The 17,909-nt window shown below is 69.7% G+C and carries 15 protein-coding genes and 2 tRNA genes; 5 read left to right on the top strand and 12 right to left on the bottom strand.

Features of this window, described 5'->3' with window-relative positions; genetic code table 11:
- Positions 1 to 55: 55 nt before the first annotated feature.
- The gene (locus BMW88_RS24860; protein ID WP_218148197.1) at positions 56 to 2,335 is read left to right on the top strand and encodes an RNA degradosome polyphosphate kinase; all 2,280 of its coding nucleotides are present in this window, start codon (positions 56 to 58) and stop codon (positions 2,333 to 2,335) included.
- Positions 2,335 to 3,252: an NUDIX hydrolase gene (locus tag BMW88_RS24855; RefSeq protein ID WP_245778036.1), complete on the top strand. Its 918-nt coding sequence runs from the start codon at positions 2,335 to 2,337 to the stop codon at positions 3,250 to 3,252. Before BMW88_RS24860 ends, BMW88_RS24855 begins: the two co-directional genes overlap by 1 nt.
- Positions 3,253 to 4,245: 993 nt before the next feature.
- Here BMW88_RS24855 and BMW88_RS24850 read toward each other — a convergent pair.
- From BMW88_RS24850 to leuC, 3 genes are all read right to left on the bottom strand, one after another.
- Entirely contained in the window at positions 4,246 to 4,947 is a 702-nt protein-coding gene (locus tag BMW88_RS24850) for an HU family DNA-binding protein (RefSeq protein WP_089954514.1), read from the bottom strand.
- 186 nt (positions 4,948 to 5,133) lie between these two features.
- Entirely contained in the window at positions 5,134 to 5,736 is a 603-nt protein-coding gene (leuD, locus tag BMW88_RS24845) for a 3-isopropylmalate dehydratase small subunit (RefSeq protein WP_089954511.1), read from the bottom strand.
- A 2-nt stretch (positions 5,737 to 5,738) separates the two neighbouring features.
- On the bottom strand, positions 5,739 to 7,145 hold the full coding sequence (leuC, locus tag BMW88_RS24840; RefSeq protein ID WP_089954509.1) for a 3-isopropylmalate dehydratase large subunit: 1,407 nt from the start codon (positions 7,143 to 7,145) through the stop codon (positions 5,739 to 5,741).
- Positions 7,146 to 7,218: 73 nt separating this feature from the next.
- On the opposite strand from leuC, the gene BMW88_RS24835 reads away from it, so the two are divergent.
- Positions 7,219 to 7,920: an IclR family transcriptional regulator gene (locus BMW88_RS24835; protein WP_177221282.1), complete on the top strand. Its 702-nt coding sequence runs from the start codon at positions 7,219 to 7,221 to the stop codon at positions 7,918 to 7,920.
- Positions 7,921 to 8,206: 286 nt separating this feature from the next.
- On the opposite strand, the gene BMW88_RS24830 is transcribed toward BMW88_RS24835, so the two are convergent.
- The 3 genes from BMW88_RS24830 to BMW88_RS24820 all read right to left on the bottom strand — a co-directional run bounded on the left by BMW88_RS24830 (position 8,207) and on the right by BMW88_RS24820 (position 9,369).
- Positions 8,207 to 8,279: transfer RNA gene (locus BMW88_RS24830), tRNA-Glu, on the bottom strand.
- A gap of 131 nt (positions 8,280 to 8,410) precedes the next feature.
- Positions 8,411 to 8,482, bottom strand: a tRNA-Gln gene (locus tag BMW88_RS24825).
- A 149-nt stretch (positions 8,483 to 8,631) separates the two neighbouring features.
- A complete protein-coding gene (locus tag BMW88_RS24820; protein ID WP_089954506.1) occupies positions 8,632 to 9,369 on the bottom strand; it encodes an HAD family hydrolase in 738 nt (245 codons plus the stop codon).
- A gap of 380 nt (positions 9,370 to 9,749) precedes the next feature.
- On the opposite strand from BMW88_RS24820, the gene BMW88_RS24815 reads away from it, so the two are divergent.
- Positions 9,750 to 11,006, top strand: coding sequence for an FAD-dependent oxidoreductase (locus tag BMW88_RS24815; protein ID WP_089954503.1), 1,257 nt, complete (start codon positions 9,750 to 9,752; stop codon positions 11,004 to 11,006).
- Positions 11,007 to 11,011: 5 nt separating this feature from the next.
- Here BMW88_RS24815 and BMW88_RS24810 read toward each other — a convergent pair whose 3' ends face one another.
- The 6 genes from BMW88_RS24810 to BMW88_RS24785 form a co-directional block, all read right to left on the bottom strand.
- Entirely contained in the window at positions 11,012 to 11,671 is a 660-nt protein-coding gene (locus BMW88_RS24810; protein WP_089954501.1) for a response regulator transcription factor, read from the bottom strand.
- A 67-nt stretch (positions 11,672 to 11,738) separates the two neighbouring features.
- Positions 11,739 to 12,497: a fumarylacetoacetate hydrolase family protein gene (locus tag BMW88_RS24805; protein ID WP_089954498.1), complete on the bottom strand. Its 759-nt coding sequence runs from the start codon at positions 12,495 to 12,497 to the stop codon at positions 11,739 to 11,741.
- 9 nt (positions 12,498 to 12,506) lie between these two features.
- On the bottom strand, positions 12,507 to 14,117 hold the full coding sequence (cimA, locus tag BMW88_RS24800; protein ID WP_245778030.1) for a citramalate synthase: 1,611 nt from the start codon (positions 14,115 to 14,117) through the stop codon (positions 12,507 to 12,509).
- A 200-nt stretch (positions 14,118 to 14,317) separates the two neighbouring features.
- Positions 14,318 to 15,298: an ABC transporter substrate-binding protein gene (locus BMW88_RS24795; protein WP_089954492.1), complete on the bottom strand. Its 981-nt coding sequence runs from the start codon at positions 15,296 to 15,298 to the stop codon at positions 14,318 to 14,320.
- Complete coding sequence (locus tag BMW88_RS24790; RefSeq protein WP_089954477.1) at positions 15,295 to 16,035, bottom strand: ABC transporter ATP-binding protein; 741 nt, start codon at positions 16,033 to 16,035, stop codon at positions 15,295 to 15,297. The genes BMW88_RS24795 and BMW88_RS24790 overlap by 4 nt, the downstream gene beginning before the upstream one ends.
- Entirely contained in the window at positions 16,035 to 17,057 is a 1,023-nt protein-coding gene (locus tag BMW88_RS24785) for a FecCD family ABC transporter permease (RefSeq protein ID WP_245778029.1), read from the bottom strand. The genes BMW88_RS24790 and BMW88_RS24785 overlap by 1 nt, the downstream gene beginning before the upstream one ends.
- 363 nt (positions 17,058 to 17,420) lie before the next feature.
- Between BMW88_RS24785 and BMW88_RS24780 the strand changes: the two genes are divergently transcribed.
- A complete protein-coding gene (locus tag BMW88_RS24780) occupies positions 17,421 to 17,840 on the top strand; it encodes a YciI family protein (protein ID WP_089954474.1) in 420 nt (139 codons plus the stop codon).
- Positions 17,841 to 17,909: the final 69 nt, after the last annotated feature.

The following is a 17,909-nucleotide window of genomic DNA, read 5'->3' as shown; positions in this document are numbered from 1 at the left end:
GAGTTCACCGAACGGACGTCCTGCTCAGGGGCGCTCACGGCGATCGTGCGGAACAATGCTGGATGTGAGCACGGAGAACCCTGACGGCAAGGCGACCCCATCCCGACGCCGCGCGCCGCGCGCGAAGGCCGAACCGGCGACCCCGCGCCAACAGCCTCGTGCGGCGACCCGGCGGGTGTCCACGACGCGGGCGAAGGTCGAGCGAGGCCCCGAGGCCGCCGCTCCGTTGCGCGGCGTGCCCTCCGCACCGCCCGCGGTGACGTCGAGCGTGCTGCCGACCGACCTCCCGGACGACCGGTACTTCAACCGTGAACTGTCCTGGTTGGACTTCAACGCCCGCGTGCTCGCGCTGGCGGAGGACTCCTCGCAGCCCCTCCTGGAGCGCGCGAAGTTCCTCGCGATCTTCGCCTCGAACCTCGACGAGTTCTACATGGTCAGGGTGGCGGGCCTGAAGCGGCGCGCGGAGACGGGCCTGTCGGTGCGCAGCGCGGACGGGCTCACCCCGCGCGAGCAGCTCGTGGGGATCTCCAAGCGCTCGCAGGAGCTCGTCGAGCAGCACGCCCGCGCGTTCCTCGACCACATCCGCCCCGGCCTGGAGCAGCACCAGATCAGCATCGTGACCTGGGGCGATCTCACCGACTACGACCGGCTGCGACTGTCCAACTACTTCAGCGAGCAGGTGTTCCCGGTCCTGACGCCGCTCGCGGTCGACCCGGCGCACCCGTTCCCCTACATCTCCGGGCTGTCGCTGAACCTCGCGGTGACCGTGCGCGACCCCGAGGGCGGTGGCGAGCGGTTCGCCCGCGTGAAGGTGCCGGACAACGTGCCGCGGCTCGTCCGCGTCGAGGCGGACCGGTCGTCCTCATCGGCGACCTTCCTGCCGTTGGAGGAACTCATCGCCGCGCACCTGGGCGAGCTGTTCGCGGGCATGGAGGTCATCGAGTGCCACGCGTTCCGCGTGACGCGCAACGCGGACCTCGAGGTCGAGGAAGACCGCGACGAGGACCTGTTGCAGGCGCTGGAACGCGAGCTCGCGCGGCGCCGGTTCGGCCCGCCGGTGCGCCTTGAGGTCGCCGACGACATGACCGAGCACATGCTCGAACTGCTGCTGCGGGAGATGGAGGTCGACCCGCACGACGTCGTGACCGTGCCCGGCCTGCTCGACCTGTCGTGCCTGTGGCAGCTCTACGGCATCGACCGCAAGACGCTGAAGGACCCGGCGTTCGTGCCGGCGACGCACCCGGCGTTCGGCGAGCGCGAGACGCCGAAGAGCGTGTTCGCGACGCTGCGCGAGGGCGACGTGCTGGTGCACCACCCGTACGACTCGTTCTCCACGTCCGTGCAGCGCTTCATCGAGCAGGCCGCCGCGGACCCGCACGTGCTGGCCATCAAGCAGACCCTGTACCGCACCTCCGGCGACTCGCCCATCGTGGACGCGCTGATCGACGCGGCCGAGGCGGGCAAGCAGGTCGTGGCCCTGGTGGAGATCAAGGCCCGCTTCGACGAGCAGGCGAACATCAAGTGGGCTCGCACGCTGGAGAAGGCGGGCGTGCACGTCGTCTACGGCCTGGTGGGCCTGAAGACGCACTGCAAGACCTCGCTCGTGGTGCGCCAGGAGGGCTCGACGATCCGGCGCTACTGCCACATCGGCACGGGCAACTACAACCCGAAGACCGCCCGGCTGTACGAGGACGTCGGCATCCTCACCGCCGAGCCGACGATCGGCGCGGACCTCACGGACCTGTTCAACGTGCTGACCGGCTACGCGCGCCAGGACGAGTACCGCTCGTTGCTCGTCGCGCCCTACGGCGTCCGCAAGGGCATCGTCGAACGCATCCACCACGAGATCGAGGCCGCGCAGGCCGGTCAGCCGTCCGGCGTGCGGATCAAGGTGAACTCGCTCGTGGACGAGCAGGTCATCGACGCGCTGTACCGGGCGTCGCAGGCCGGCGTGCCCGTCGACGTGGTCGTGCGCGGCATCTGCGGCCTCAAGCCCGGCATCAAGGGCCTGTCGGAGAACATCCGGGTGCGCTCGATCCTCGGCCGGTTCCTGGAGCACTCGCGGGTCTTCCGGTTCGTCGCGAGCGACGAGTACTGGATCGGCAGCGCCGACATGATGCACCGCAACCTGGACCGGCGCGTCGAGGTGGCCGTGCGCGTGGCCGACCCGCGCCTGACCAAGCAGCTCGGGGACATGTTCGACTCCGCGCTCGACCCGCACACGCGCTGCTGGATCCTCCGTTCCGACGGAGAATGGGAAGCGTCGCCGTCCGACGGGACCTCCGTCCGCGACCACCAGATGGAACTGCTGCACAGGCACGGAGCTCTTGGGTGATCAAAGCTGCTGGGGCGGTGCTCTGGCGCGAGGCCGACGGTGACGTCGAAATCGCACTGGTGCACCGCCGGCGTTATGACGACTGGTCGCTGCCCAAGGGCAAACTCGACCGCGGGGAGACGATCCCGGCTTGCGCGGTGCGCGAGGTCGAGGAGGAAACCGGCTTCTCCTGCGTGCTCGGCCGCCACCTGCGGCAGGTCTCGTACTCGGTCCGGGGCACGGCCAAGACGGTGGACTACTTCGCCGCCGAGGCCGTGTCCGGCACCTTCACCGTCAACGACGAGGTCGACGAGCTGCGGTGGCTGCCGCTGGCCGAGGCACCGGCGCTGCTGACCTACGAGCCGGACCGCGAGGTGCTCGCCGAGTTCGCCCGCCTGCCGGCCGACCTGTCGCTCGTGCTGCTCGTGCGGCACGCGAAGGCGGGCAAGCGGTCCGAGTGGGACGGCGACGACGACCTCCGGCCCCTGTCCGACGCCGGCTGGCGGCAGGCGGCGGCACTGCGCTCGTTGCTGCCGCTGTGGTCGCCCACGCGTGTGCACTCCGCTCCCAGGGTGCGTTGTGTGGACACGGTGCGAGGCGTGGCCGAGGACCTCTCCGTGGAGCTGGTCGAGGAGCCGCGGCTGTCGGAGGAGGGCTACTGGCCCGACCCGGAGGCGGGCCTGGTGCGCCTGCTGGAGGTCGCGACCGAAGAAGGCAGGGCCGTCGTGTCCTCGCAGGGCGGCGTGATCCCCTCGATGGTGCAGACGCTGGCCGAGATGGGCGGGCTGAGGCTCGACGAGATCCCCTGCAAGAAGGGCAGCACGTGGCTGCTGGCCTTCACCAGGCCGTTCGGCACGTGGTCCACTTCGGACTCGCCTTCGCGCTGGCCAGCCCTGGTGTCGGCGTACTACGTGGCCTCGGCGCTGCCGCGCCCCTGAGGGGCTGTCGGGGTCCCGGGGAACTGCTCACGGCCTTTCTCCGCCGCCGCCTTCCGCTCCGACGACAGTTCGCCTCTGGCAACCAAGTCGGGCCGGCAGGCGGCGGTTTCGCTTCTCCGGGGAGAGGTTCGCGGGTGTGCCGGCGTTATGACTATTGGCGGGCGGCGCGATTCGAGGGCTTCCGCGGCGTTGTGCGCATTGGGGGCGGTGCCGGTTCGGCTGGGCCGGGGAATCGCTCTTCCGGCGAGTGCGGCCCCAATGCGGGACGGGGTTTCCGGCGGCGGGTGAACGCTTCTCCGGCATCGCCGTTCCTGGCCGGGGTGCCGGTTCTTCGAAGGGCGTTGTGTCACCGGTGTAGTGCGCCGACGAAGTGTCGATGGAGTTCATGGGGCGCACTTCCGGGCGCGCCAAGCACCTCCGCCGCCCCTCGATGGGCTTTCCCGGCAGGCCCAGGTGCCTCGTGGGCAGATAGCCCGCTCTCAGGACGGTGCTTCCGCGCCGACAGGCCGTCCAGGCGCGCCAACCGCCTCCGCCGACCTCGGCGAACCTGCTCGGCAGGCCAGGTAATCCGTCGGCCGAGCGGCGCGCCTCCAGGGCGGTGCCCCCGCGCCGACAGACCCTCCAGGCCCGCCAACCGCCTCCGCCGACCTCGGCGAACCTGCTCGGCAGGCCGAGCGTCCCGTCGGCAGGCACGCGGCGCTGCTGCGCTGACAAGCCCTTCAGGCGCGCCAAGCACCTCCACCGACCTCGGCGAGCCTCCCGGCAGGCCAGGCACCCGGCGGCGAGCGGTCGCCTCGAAGGCGGTGCCGGCCCTCCAGCGTGCCAAGCACCTCCGCCGCCCCCGACATCCCTACCGGACACCCCAAGAAACGGGAGCTCCCCCGAACACCCCGGGGCCTCCCCCGGACACGCGGAAGGCCCCGGTGTGCGCACACCGAGGCCTTCCGCGTGTAGTACCGAAGTGACGCAGCCTCCTCTCAAAGGAGGCCCGTCTCACTTCTTCTTGGCAGCCGTCTTGCGAGCCGCCGGCTTCGCGGCCGCCGTCTTCGTGGCCGGCTTGGCCGCAGCCGTCGTGGTCTTGGCCGCAGCCGTCGTCGTCTTGGCGGCAGCCGTCGTCGTCTTGGCGGCGGCGGTCTTGCGGGCCGCGGGGGCCTTCGCAGCCGTCGTCGTCTTGGCGGCGGCGGTCTTCGTGGCGGTCGCCTTCGCGGGCGCCTTGGCAGCCGTGGTCTTCGCGGCGGCCGCGGTGGTGGTGCGACGGGTCGCCGGCGCCTTGGTGGCGGCAGCGGCCGTACGGGTGCGCGTCGTGGTGGCGCGCGTGGTCGCAGCCTTGGTCGCCGGAGCCTTGGCAGCCGCGGGCTTCGCGGCGGCAGCGGCGGCGGGCTTCGCGGCCGGCTTGGCCGCCACGGCCTTCGGCAGCTTCTTCGCACCGCTGATGACGTCCTTGAACGTCGAGCCAGGGCGGAACGCGGGCACGTTGGTCTTCTTGACCTTCACGGTCTCGCCCGTGCGCGGGTTGCGCGCAGTGCGAGCCGCACGGGCGCGCTTCTCGAAGACGCCGAAGCCCGTGATGTTGACCTTCTCGCCCTTGTTGACGCTCCGCACGATCACATCGACGATGCCGTCAACAGCAGCACCCGCGGTCTTCTTGTCTCCCAGGCGCTCGGCGAGCGCCTCGATGAGCTGGGCCTTGTTCACCTTCAGTCCCTCCCAGGACGCTCACGGCCCTAAGCGTCGGGCCGACTAGAACGCAACGGTAGGCCCAAATCGCGAGAAATACCAATCGCCACGCCAAAGTTTTCGTTGTGGCGTGGCTAATTGCGCCCCTTCGAGGGACTCCGGGCGCCGGATTCGCCCCTCTCAAGGGGAGAATCCGGCCCCCTCTCAGACCGCCTGAAGCGGATCCGTTGTGGGCAACCAAGTCTGGCGATTGGCCTCGAATCCGCTGATCTCGGCCTCGTGGCGCAGTGTCAAAGCGATGTCGTCGAGGCCTTCCAGAAGGCGCCAGCGGGTGTAGTCGTCGATCTCGAACGGCGCCACCAAGTCCTTGGCGCGAACGGTCTTGTCGGTGAGGTCCACGGTGACCGGCGTGCCGGGTTCCGACTCGAGCAGCTTCCACAGCAGCTCGACATCGGACTGGCTGCACTGCGCCGCCACGAGCCCCTGCTTGCCCGCGTTACCCCGGAAGATGTCCGCGAAACGCGACGAGACGACCACGCGGAAGCCGTAGTCCATCAGCGCCCAGACGGCGTGCTCGCGGGAGGACCCGGTGCCGAAGTCGGGGCCCGCCACGAGGACGCTGCCGGCCTTGAACGGCTCCTGGTTCAGCACGAAGTGCTCGTCACCGCGCCAGGCGGCGAAGAGGCCGTCCTCGAACCCGCTGCGGGTCACGCGCTTGAGGTAGACGGCCGGGATGATCTGGTCGGTGTCCACGTTGGACCTGCGCAGCGGCACACCGACGCCCGTGTGGGTGGTGAAGGCATCCATGGTCAGTTCTCCAGGTCTGCGGGGGCCGAGAGGGTGCCGCGCACGGCCGTGGCGGCGGCGACGAGCGGGGAGACGAGGTGCGTCCGCCCGCCCTTGCCCTGCCTTCCCTCGAAGTTGCGGTTGGAGGTCGACGCGCTGCGCTCGCCCGGCGCGAGCTGATCCGGGTTCATGCCAAGGCACATCGAGCAGCCCGCCTGGCGCCACTCGGCGCCCGCGTCGAGGAACACCTTGTCCAGGCCCTCTTCCTCGGCCTGCTTGCGCACCCGCATCGAGCCCGGCACGACCAGCATCCGCACGCCGGAGGCCACGCGCTTGCCCTTGATGACGTCCGCGGCGGCGCGCAGGTCCTCGATGCGCCCGTTCGTGCACGAGCCGAGGAACACCGTGTCGACGCGGATGTCGCGCAGCGGCGTGCCCGGCTCCAGACCCATGTACGTCAGCGCCTTCTCGGCGGCCACGCGCTCGTTGTCGTCCCCGATCTGCTCGGGGTCGGGGACGCTCGCGCCCAGGGGCAGGCCCTGGCCGGGGTTCGTGCCCCACGTGACGAACGGCGTCAGCTCGTCCGCGTCGATGTGCACTTCCGCGTCGAAGGTCGCGTCGTCGTCGGTGCGCAGCGTCTTCCAGTACGCGACGGCCGCGTCCCAGTCCGCGCCGGACGGTGCGTGCGGACGACCCTTGAGGTAGTCGAAAGTCGTCTCGTCCGGTGCGATCATGCCGGCGCGCGCGCCCGCCTCGATCGACATGTTGCAGACCGTCATGCGCGCTTCCATCGACAGCTCCTCGATCGCCGCGCCGCGGTACTCGAGCACGTAGCCCTGCCCGCCGCCGGTCCCGATCTTGGCGATGACCGCGAGGATGATGTCCTTCGCCGTGACGCCGGGCTGGAGAGCTCCGTCGACGTTGATGGCCATCGTCTTGAACGGACGCAACGGCAGCGTCTGCGTCGCCATCACGTGCTCGACCTCGGACGTGCCGATGCCGAACGCCAGCGCGCCGAACGCGCCGTGCGTGGACGTGTGGCTGTCGCCGCACACCACGGTCATACCGGGCTGCGTGAGGCCGAGCTGGGGGCCCACCACGTGGACGATGCCCTGCTCCAGGTCACCCATCGGGTGCAGCCGCACGCCGAACTCCGCACAGTTGCGGCGAAGCGTTTCGACCTGCAGGCGCGACACGGGGTCCGCGATGGGCTTGTCGATGTCGACGGTCGGGACGTTGTGGTCCTCGGTGGCGATCGTCAGGTCGGGCCTGCGCAGCTTGCGGTTGGCGAGGCGGAGCCCGTCGAACGCCTGGGGGCTGGTGACTTCGTGGAGCAAATGGAGGTCGATGTAGAGCAGGTCCGGCTCCGCACCACTGCCGTGGCGCACAACGTGTGCCTCCCACACCTTCTCCGCGAGCGTGCGGCTCATCGCGACATCTCCCACAGTCTGGACGCGCCGACAGATCTGGACTTCTCACTGTCTGGGAAGTTAGTATCGGCTTGTGGGACAGCATAGCGGGATCGGCGTGCTGGACAAGGCAGTGGCCGTGTTGAACGCCGTAGCGAAAGATCCGTGTGGTCTGGCCGAGTTGTGCAATCGCACCGGCCTGCCGCGAGCGACCGCGCACCGACTGGCCGTGGGTCTGGAGGTGCACCGGTTGCTGCGCCGCGGCTCCGACGGCCGCTGGCGCCCCGGCGCGGCTCTGGCCGAGCTGGCGGGCGGCGCGACGGACCCGTTGCTGGACGCGGCTTCCTCGGTGCTGCCCCGGCTGCGCGACATCACGGGTGAGAGCGTCCAGCTCTACCGCCGCGACGGCATGCAGCGGGTCTGCATCTCCTCGGCCGAGCCGCCGTCGGGCCTGCGGGACACGGTGCCGATCGGCGCCCGCCTGCCCATGACAGCGGGCTCGGGCGCCAAGGTCCTGGCCGCCTGGTCGGACCCTGGCACCCAACGAGCGGTGCTGGCCGACGCCGTCTACGGCGAACGCACGCTCCTGGAGGTCCGCCGCCGCGGCTGGGCCCAAAGCGTGGCAGAACGAGAACCAGGCGTCGCCTCGGTCTCAGCCCCGGTAAGAGACTCCTCCGGCGCCGTAGTGGCAGCCGTCTCGGTAAGCGGCCCCATCGACCGAATGGGCCGCCGCCCAGGCGCCCGCTGGGCAGCCGACCTACTGGCAGCAGCCGAAGCCCTGCAAAGCCGCCTATAACCCAGTGGCCGCCTCTCACGAGAGCGCGGCCACTTTTCTACCCACAACCAATGGCACAACAGGCCGAAAAACAACACGCACCCGGCTAAGTGACCCAAACAACAGCCACAAATACCCAAGCCCCACCGACCGGCGAGCGAAGCGAAGCCCACCCTGCAATGGCTTCAACCTACGGGGGTCCGGGGGGCGAAGCCCCGCCGGCTGGGGGTCTGGGGGCTCGGCCCCCAGAAGACAATGCGAAAGAGGCCTGTCAGCGCTTTCCGCTGACAGGCCTCTCCCACCTCTGTAGCCCCGAAGGGATTCGAACCCTCGCTACCGCCTTGAGAGGGCGGCGTCCTAGGCCGCTAGACGACGGGGCCCTAGAACTTCTAGCTGGAGTGAACCTTATCAGATCGCTCTGTCCGGTCCAAATCCGGCTATTCAGTTCATTTTCTTGCTTTGTCCTGCTGTGCTCCGAAACCCTACCAGAGCGGTAGTTCTTCCGTTGCAGCTGGGGTACCAGGACTCGAACCTAGACTAACTGAACCAGAATCAGTCGTGCTGCCAATTACACCATACCCCATTGGCTTTCACGATCGACTTCGTTGTCCCTGGGGAGTTCCGAGGTCCTCGTTGCTGCCGGGAGAAATACTAGACCACGTCCCCACCAGAAGTGAAATCGGCCCCCACCCACAGGCAAACCCGCAGGTGAGAGCCGCTCTCGGGGCGATCTCACGCGGTGGCGGCCGACAGCTCGCAGACGAGGAGCTCCGGCAGTTCGGCCAGCGTCGTGATGGAGGAGAGCCCGGCGGGCAGCGTTCCGCCGGTCGGACCCGTCCGGTTGATCCACACGCCGTGCATCCCCGCGTCCCGCGCGCCGATCGCGTCGGCGTGCAGGCGGTCTCCGACGTGCACGGTGTCGCCGGGCGGGACACCCAGGGCGAGGCAGGCCGTGTGGAAGATCACGCGGTCCGGTTTGGCGCAGCCCACCTCGCCGGCGATCAGCACGGCGTCGAAGTACTCGGCGAGGCCGAGCTGGGCGATCTTCACGCGCTGGTGGCGGCCGGAGGCGTTGCTGATCGCGGCGATCGGGAGGCCCGTGGCGCGCAGCCAGTCGAGCATCGGGATCGCGTCGGCGAACAGGCACCAGCCCGCCGAGAGGACCTCTTGGCGTCCCAGCTCACGGCGGGTGGCCTCCTCCAGGGACAGCTCCTCGCCCAGGGCGGAGAAGAACGCCTGGGTGCGGATGTTGCGCATCTGGTCGTACTGGAGCTCGCCGGCGAGCTGGCGGGCGACGTGGTCGTCGGTGATCCGCTGCCACAACGACCAGGCGTCGGCGTTACCGACCATCGAGGCCAACGCGGCGCGCGAAGAGGCGCTGTAGTCGACAAGTGTGTCGTCGACGTCCAGGCAGACAGCGCGGATCTCGCCGGTTCTCTTACGCGTGAAAGTCGGGGACGCAGTTGTCACCCCGTGAGGCTAGGTGCGCGGAGCCCTCGTCCGATTCGGCTAACGAGGTGATTCCTCCAGATCCTTGCACGATCAAGCAGACCTTGAGGCCCCGAACGAACCAGTTCCACTCCTCCAGGCGCCGAAAGCAATCCCCCGGACGAGTGTCGCTTCGCGACGTGCGCACCTCCGTTCGCCCGGATCGTCCCGCGAGCGCGACACCCTAGCTCCGCCGCCCGGCCAGTGCACCCAGTCGCAACCCTTTCGAGGCCTGGTTTCCCAGACTGTCCACAGTGGATCAAGCGGCCGGCCGGGAGCAGCCGCCGAGAACCGGGTTGACGCGCTCGGCGATCGGGAGCATGCTGGTTTTATTCAACAGCGGTTGAAAAGAGGGGATCGTCATGGAGAGGACAACCTGCCTCATCGCCGGAGGCGGACCGGCGGGGATGGTGCTGGGGCTGCTGCTGGCGCGCGGCGGAGTCGAGGTCACGGTGCTGGAGAAGCACGCCGACTTCCTGCGCGACTTCCGCGGCGACACGGTGCACGCGTCGACGCTCACGCTGATGGACGAGCTGGGGCTCGGGCCGGCGTTCGAGCAGGTGCCGCAGCAGCGCGTGGACAAGCTCGAGGCACTGCTGGACGGCGGCCGCAAGGCGACGATCGCCGACCTGAGCAGGCTTCCCGGCGCGCACAAGCACATCGCGATGGTGCCGCAGTGGGACCTGCTGGACCTGCTGGCCGACGCGGGCCGGCTGGAACCGTCGTTCACCTTGCGGATGAACACCGAGGTCACGGCGATCACCAGGAACGGCGCCAGGGTCACGGGGGTGAGGTACCGCGACCGCGTGGACGGGCACGAGGGCGAGATCGCGGCGGACCTCGTGGTCGCGGCGGACGGACGCGGTTCGATCCTGCGCGCCGCCGTGGACCTGCCCGTCCACCGCTTCGGCGCACCGATGGACGTGTGGTGGTTCCGCCTGCCGCGCAACGAGAGCGATCCGGTCAAGGGCGGCGCCGGACGGTTCAGCGCCGGCAGCGGGCTGGTCCTCATCCCCCGCGGCGACTACTTCCAGTGCGCGTTCCTGATCCGCAAGGGGACGGACCGGCGGCTGCGCGCCGAGGGCGTCGAGAAGTTCCGCGACCGCGTGCGCACGCTCGTCCCGTGGCTCGCGGACCGCGTGGACCACATCGAGGACCTCGACGACGTGAAGCTGCTCGACGTGAGGCTGGACCGGTTGCGGCGCTGGCACGTCGACGGCCTGCTGTGCATCGGTGACGCCGCGCACGCGATGTCGCCGGTCGGCGGAGTGGGCATCAACCTGGCCGCGCAGGACGCGGTCGCGGCGGCCACCCTGCTCGCGAAGCCGTTGCGGGAGGGCGCGGTCTCCGGCGCGACGCTCGCGAAGGTGCGCAGGCGCAGGCTGTTCCCCACGCTGGTGATCCAGACCGGGCAGCGGCTCATCCACCGGCTGTTCCTCGGCCGCAAGCTCAACAGCACCGAGACGGTCTCCAGCACGGGCACGCCGTTCATGCTGGAGGTGGCGCAGCGGTTCCCGCTCCTGCAGGCGGTGCCCGCATACCTGGTCGCGATCGGCCCCCGGCCGGAGCACGCGCCCGGGTTCGCCCGCAGGAAGCCGCAGACCATCGCCAGGTCGTGACAGCTCTACGTGGCGACGAAGGCCTCGGACGACTCGCCGAGCACCATCGCCACGGCGTGGGCGCGGTCCCGCGCGCCGAGCTTGCGCAGGATCGCCTTGACGTGGGTCTTCACCGTGTCGTTGCTGATGAAGAGCCGCTGGGCGATGCGGGCGTTGTCCAGCCCTTTCGCCATCTCGGCCAGCACGTCGAACTCGCGGGCCGACAGCCGGCCGAGCGCGGCGGGCGGGGGCATCCGCGCCGGCAGGCGCGCCAGCGACCCCACCCGTGCGTCGATCGTGGCGGGAGCACCCCGCACGGCGGCCGCGATGAGCGGCAGCAGCTCGGCCACGGGTGAGGTCTTCAGCAGGTAGGCCACCGCGCCGGCGTCGAGCGCGGCGCGGGCCCAGCTCGAACTGTCCGCATTGGACAGGACGACGACACGGGCGTTCGGCCGGAGCTGCGCCGTGTCCCGCACGGTGCGCAGCGGTCCGGCGCCCGGCACGTCGAAGTCCGTGACGACCAGGTCCACCAGCACGCTGCGCAGACAACGCGCGGCATCGGCCACGGTGTGGGCGATGCCCACGACTCGGAAGCAATGCGTGCGGTGCAGCGAGATCCGCAGCCCCTCGGTGATGAGCTGCGAACCGTCGACGAGCAGCACACGGGTGGACGCCAGGTCCGTCATGACACCGGGAAGTTACTAGCGGGTACCCCCGCGCGTAACCTGCCGGACGCCGGATTGCTCCGTACGGCTACCTATTTGCGACCGGATTGGTGAGCGTGCCAAGGCCGTCCACCGTCACGGACACCGTCTGACCGGCCGTCAGCGGTCCGACACCGGCCGGCGTCCCGGTCAGGACCACGTCGCCGGGCAGCAGCGTCATGATCCCGGAGACGTACTCGATGAGCGACGGGATGTCGTGCACCATCGAGGAAGTACGTCCGTCTTGCTTGACCTCGCCGTCGACCTCGGTGACGACCCGGACGTCGGACGGGTCGAACTCCGTCTCGATGAAGGGACCCATCGGGCAGAACGTGTCGAAGCCCTTGGCCCTGGTGAACTGCACGTCCTTCTTCTGCAGGTCGCGCGCCGTGACGTCGTTGGCGATGGTGTAGCCCATCACCACGCCCATCGCCTTGGCCTTCGGCACCTCCCGGCACGGCTGGCCGATGATGACCGCCAGCTCGCCCTCGAAGTCGACGCGCTCCGCGACGGCCGGGATCTTGATCTCGACGTTCGGCCCGATCACCGAGGTGTTCGGCTTGAAGAACAGCAACGGCTCCGAGGGGACCTCGTTGCCGAGCTCCGCCGCGTGGTCGGCGTAGTTGCGACCCACCCCGATGATCTTGGTCGGTAGGATCGGCGCCAGCAGCCTGACGTCGGCCAGCGGCCACTTCCTGCCGGTGAACGTGGGCGTGCCGAAGGGGTGTTCGGCGATCTCCGCGGCTTCGTCGCCGTGAACGGCGACGAAGGCCACGCCTTGGGGATGAGCAATCCTGGCAATGCGCACGGTCCAACTCTAGACCGGCGTGCTCGCCCTCATCGACTTGTGCGCGAGGGCGTCGCGCAGCGCGAGCCAGGAGGCCTCGACGATGTTGCCGTGCACCCCCACCGTGGTCCACTCGCGCTCGCCGTCCGTCGACTCGACCAGCACGCGCGTCACCGCGTCCGTGCCGTGCATGCCCTGCTTGGGGTGCTCGGTGAGGATGCGCACCTTGTAGTCGGCCAGCTCCACGGTGTCCAACCAGGACAGGTGCGGCAGCAACGCCTTGCGCAGGGCCGCGTCCAGCGCGTGCACGGGACCGTTGCCCTCGGCGGTGGCGATCACCCGCTGCCCCGCCACGTGCACCTTGACCGTGGCCTCCGACACGATCTCGCCGTCGGAGCGGTGGTCCAGCACGACCCGGTAGGACTCCAGCGCGAACGGCGGCGGACCGTCCAGTTCGGACAGCTCGGCCCGCAGCAGGAGCTCGAGCGACGCGTCGGCCGCCTCGAACGACCAGCCCTTCGACTCGAGTTCCTTGACGCGCTGCAGAGCGCTGCCGACCTCGGTCCCCCGGCCGGCCAGGTCGAGACCGAACTCACGTCCCTTGAGCTCGATGCTCGCCCGGCCGGCCATCTCGGTGACCAGCACCCGCATGTCGTTGCCGACGGCTTCCGGAACGATGTGGTTGTAGAGCTCCGGATCCACCTTGATCGCGCTCGCGTGCAGACCCGCCTTGTGGGCGAATGCCGACGACCCGACGTAGGCCTGGTGGGTGTCGGGTGCGATGTTCGCGATCTCGGCCAACGCATGGGAGACGCGGGTGAGCTCGGCCAGCGCCCCGGTCGGGAGCACCTCCATGCCGAGCTTGGTCACGAGGTTTCCCACGACGGCGAACAGGTCCGCGTTGCCCGCTCGCTCGCCGTAACCGTTCGCGGTGCATTGAACGTGCGTCGCGCCCGCCTGGACGGCCGCGATGGTGTTCGCCACCGCGCAGGACGTGTCGTCCTGGCAGTGGATCCCCACCCGGAAACCGGTCTTCTCGACGACCTCGGCGACGGTTTCGGCGAGCCCCAGCGGGAGCTGGCCGCCGTTCGTGTCGCACAGCACGACGACGTCCGCGCCACCCTCCACAGCGGACTCCAGCACGCGCAGCGCGGTGTCCGGGGAGAACGCGTAGCCGTCGAAGAAGTGCTCGGCGTCGAGGAAGACGCGCCTTCCGTGGTCCTTCAGGAACTTGACGGTGTCGTGCACCATCCTGAGGTTCTCTTCCGCGTCGGTGCGCAGTGCCCGCTCGACGTGGCGCAGGTCCGACTTCGCCACGAGCGTCACGACCGGCGCCTGGCTGTCGAGGAGCGCCTTGACCTGCGGGTCGTCCTCGACCCTGACGCCCGCCCTGCGGGTCGCCCCGAACGCAACGAGCTGCGCGTGCGCGAGCTCCAGGTCACCGGCCGCCGCGCGGGCGAAGAACTCGGTGTCCTTGGGCAGTGCGCCGGGCCAGCCGCCCTCGATGAAACCGACGCCGAGCCCGTCGAGCAGCCGCGCGACCGCGAGCTTGTCCGTGACGGAGTACGAAATGCCCTCGCGTTGTGCGCCGTCGCGCAACGTCGTGTCGTAGACGTGGAACTCGTCGTTCGGGCCGGCCATCGGGGTCATCTCCTCATCCGGGCAAACAAAAAGACCCCCCGCGGATGCGAGAGGTCTGCGCGTCGGGTGCCAGGGGCGGCACTACCCGACGCGCTCGTCGATAATGGTGGCGAGGTGCTGAGCCATGCTTCGGATGCTGCCACAGCTCAGCACGACGTACCAAGCGCCGGGAAGAAATCTCCCACTATCTGGTCACGGGGTCACACCTGTGCCAGGTACTTCGCGAAGGCCTCGACGGACGCGGGGTTGCGGGGGCCCTCGACGAGCGCCGCGTACGGCAGCGAGTAGAAGCGCTTGTTCTTGATCGCCGGTGAGTTCCGCAGCGGCGCGAACCCCTCCAGGAACGCCTGCTTCTGCGCGGGTGTGTTCGCCTCGCCGTCGGCGTAGTCCACGATCAGCACGACGTCGGGGGCGCGCTGCACGACGGCCTCCCAGTTGACCGTGGTCCAGCTGTCGTCGAGGTCGCCGAAGACGTTGTCGCCACCGGCCTTGCCGATGATGTCCTGCGGCGCCGCGTTCCTGCCGGACGTGAACGGCTGGTCCTGGCCGCTGTCGTAGAGGAACACCTTCGGCCGCGGTTTGCCCGCCATGAGCTTGCCCGCGTTCTCGATCCGCCGCCGGTAGCTCTGGACGAGCTCCTCGGCCTTGGCCTCGACCCGGAAGATCTTGCCGAGGTTGCGCAGGTCCGTGTAGAGCGCGTCGAGCGCCGGCATGATGCCGCGCTGCTTGCCCGCGCCGTTGCGGCACGACTCGGTGAGCAGGTAGCTGCCGATCCCGAGCTGCTTCAGCGCGTCCGGGGTGAAGCCGGTGCTCTCGCTGAAGCCGTAGTTCCAGCCGGCGAACACGAGGTCGGCGTTGGCGCCCTGCACGACCTCCTTGGAGATCTTGTCGGCGAGCTTCCTCGTGCTGTCGAAGTCCGCTTTCCACGGCGAGGTCTGGAGGTCGACCGTGTTGTCGCCGTCGACGACGTACCCGGCCATGCGGTCCTTGAGACCCAGCGCGAACATCAGCTCGGTGATGCCGGTGTCGTTGGTGACCACTTTGGACGGCACCTCGTCGAAGGTGACCTGCTGACCGCAGTTGGTGACGGTCACCGGGTCCGTCGCGGAGGTGTCCTGCGCGACGGTGGCACCGCAGCCGGAGACGAGCAGCAGGGCGGCGGCGGCGAGAGCGGTTCTCAAGGGGTGACCTCCTGGTCGAACAGGAGCTGGGGAACTCCCGTGGTGGGGTGCCGGACGACGTGCGCGGTGACGTGGAAGACCTTGGCGACGAGCTCGGGCACCAGGACCTCCTCCGGCGTGCCGTGCGCGACGACGCGGCCCTCGTCGAGGACGTAGAGGCGGTCGCAGTAGGACGCGGCGAGGTTGAGGTCGTGCAGGACGGTCAGCACGGTGACGCCCAGCCCGCGGGCGAGCGCCAGCACGTCGAGCTGGTGGCGGATGTCGAGGTGGTTGGTCGGCTCGTCCAGCACCAGCACCTCCGGCTCCTGCGCGACCGCCCGCGCGATGAGCACGCGCTGGCGTTCGCCGCCGGAGAGGCTGAGGAAGCTGCGCCCGGCGAGGTGCGCCACGTCCACCCTGGCCAGTGCCTCGGCGACGACGCGGCGGTCGCGGGCGGGATCGCGCCGGTGCGGCAGGCGGCCCATCTCCACGACCTCGGCGACGGTGAAGTCGAACTCGACCTGCGACTCCTGCGTCAGTGCCGAGAGCTCGCGGGCGAGGTCCTGTCGCCTGTGGACGCTCTGACCGCCGATCAGCACGGTGCCCGCGTCCGGCTTCAGCGCGCGGTAGACGCAGCGCAGCGTGGTGGACTTGCCGCTGCCGTTCGGGCCGACGATGCCCACGACCTCGTTCTCGGCGTGCAGCGTGATGCCCTCGATGATCCCGCGGACGGTCACCTGGTCGATCTCGGCGCGCATCAACGTCCTCCGAAGACGTAGGCCCTGCGGCGCATGAGGAAGATGAAGCACGGCACGCCGATCGCGGCCGTGATGACACCGAGCGGCAGCTCCTCCGGAGCCGCGAGCATGCGGGCGGCCACGTCCACCCAGACCAGGAAGCTCGCGCCGGCGAGGGGGGCGAGCGGCAGGACCCTGCGGTGGTCGGCCCCCACGACCATGCGGGTGAGGTGCGGCAGCATCAGCCCGACGAAGCCCACCGCGCCGCTGACCGCCACCAGCACCCCGGTGATGCCCGCCGTGACGATGAACAGGTGCGTGCGGAACCGGGTGACGGCGACGCCGAGCGTGGTCGCGGTCTCGTCCCCCATCGCCAGCGCGTTGAGCTGCCGCGCCCTGGTCATCAGGTAGACGATCCCGAGCACCGTCACGACCGTGGCGACGGGCAACGACCTCCAGTCCGCCCCGCCGAGGCTGCCCAGCAACCAGAACATCGCCGCACGCGCGGCCTCCCCGTGGGGCGCCTGGAACACCAGCAGCATCGCCACGGCGGAGAAGCCGTACGCCAGCGCGGTCCCGGTCAGCACCAGCCGCAGCGGCGTCAGCCCCCGGTTCGTGCGCGCGGTGATGTACACGAGAGCGGTCGCCCCGAGCCCGGTGAGGAACGCGCCCGTCGACAGCGCGTAGACGCCGAGACCGCTGAGGACGCCCATCGTCGCCACGGCTGTCGCTCCGACGCTTGCTCCCGAAGAGATGCCGAGGACGTACGGGTCGGCGAGCGCGTTGCGGACCATCGCCTGGATGGCCACGCCGACGGTGCTGAGACCGGCACCGACCACGGCGGCCAGCAGGACGCGGGGCAACCGGATGTCCCAGACGATGTGGTACTGCCCGGCGAGGTCGGCGGGGACCGTGCCGCCGGTGACGGCCGCGTGCAGCAACTGGAGGGTGAGGTCGAACGGGACGGAGACGGGGCCCAGCCCCACGCCCGCGACGATGCTGACGGCGAGCACGCCGACGAGCGCGCTGATCTTCCCGATCACATGTGCCCTTCCCGCAGACCACGGCAGGAGTCGGATTCCTCTGGCTGCCGTGTGCGGGTGATCGGGCTCGTCCCCTCGGGGACCTACCGTTGCGGGTCAGCGCCGGACTTCGACCGGACTTCCCCCGTGCACGACGCCCGTACTGTAACCCGCTTTCTGCACAGGGCTTGCAGGAAGTTCGCGCAAGTGACGTGGACCTCGGCACGCGGCCGCGGTCGCCCCACACGCCCTCACCGCGCCTGAGCTGCGGCAACAGAAAATCTTCCGAAAAGTTCGGGCGCCGTGTCGATCCGGCGCCGGACCCGTTCGACCTGGGGGTGCCGGGGGCTGAAGCGGCCCACGCGGGACACAGGGAGACACACCGTGAAGTTCATGCTGATCTGGCGCGCGACCGACGAGGCGTGGGCGAACCTGGGCGACGTCGACTTCGCGAAGATGATGGAGCTGACCGGCCGCTTCAACGACGAGATGATCCGCGCGGGCGTCCTGCTGGCCGCCGAGGGCCTGGACGACCCGGCGCAGGGCGTCGTCGTCGACTTCTCCGCCGAGCCGCCGATCGTCACCGACGGCCCGTACGGCGAGGCCAAGGAGCTGTTCAACGGCTTCTACCTCATCAACGTGGCGTCGAAGGAGGAAGCGGTCGAGTGGGCCAAGCGCAGCCCGATCAAGGCGGCCGGGTTCAAGACCGAGATCCGCCGGGTGCCGACGATCGACGAGTTCCCGCAGGACAACGAGTGGATCCAGAAGGAGCGCGCGTGGCGTGAGGCCAACGGCCAGCTCTGACCGGCGCGGACAGGAGCCGATCAGCGCCGAGGACGTCGAAGCCCGGCCGGGGATCCCCGGCCGGGCTTC

The organism is Lentzea xinjiangensis, assembly GCF_900110955.1.
Lineage (GTDB): Bacteria > Actinomycetota > Actinomycetes > Mycobacteriales > Pseudonocardiaceae > Lentzea > Lentzea xinjiangensis.
Note: the sequence above shows the minus strand (reverse complement) of the source record. Positions and strands in the feature narration are given on the sequence as shown.

What these genes read in the sequence shown, in the direction of transcription:
- leuD (WP_089954511.1), bottom strand. Translation starts at nt 5,736, where the DNA reads ATGGATGCCTTCACCACCCACACGGGCGTCGGTGTGCCGCTGCGCAGG.
- BMW88_RS24860 (WP_218148197.1), top strand. Translation starts at nt 56, where the DNA reads ATGCTGGATGTGAGCACGGAGAACCCTGACGGCAAGGCGACCCCATCC.
- BMW88_RS24815 (WP_089954503.1), top strand. Translation starts at nt 9,750, where the DNA reads ATGGAGAGGACAACCTGCCTCATCGCCGGAGGCGGACCGGCGGGGATG.
- leuC (WP_089954509.1), bottom strand. Translation starts at nt 7,145, where the DNA reads ATGAGCCGCACGCTCGCGGAGAAGGTGTGGGAGGCACACGTTGTGCGC.
- BMW88_RS24790 (WP_089954477.1), bottom strand. Translation starts at nt 16,035, where the DNA reads ATGCGCGCCGAGATCGACCAGGTGACCGTCCGCGGGATCATCGAGGGC.
- BMW88_RS24810 (WP_089954501.1), bottom strand. Translation starts at nt 11,671, where the DNA reads ATGACGGACCTGGCGTCCACCCGTGTGCTGCTCGTCGACGGTTCGCAG.
- cimA (WP_245778030.1), bottom strand. Translation starts at nt 14,117, where the DNA reads ATGGCCGGCCCGAACGACGAGTTCCACGTCTACGACACGACGTTGCGC.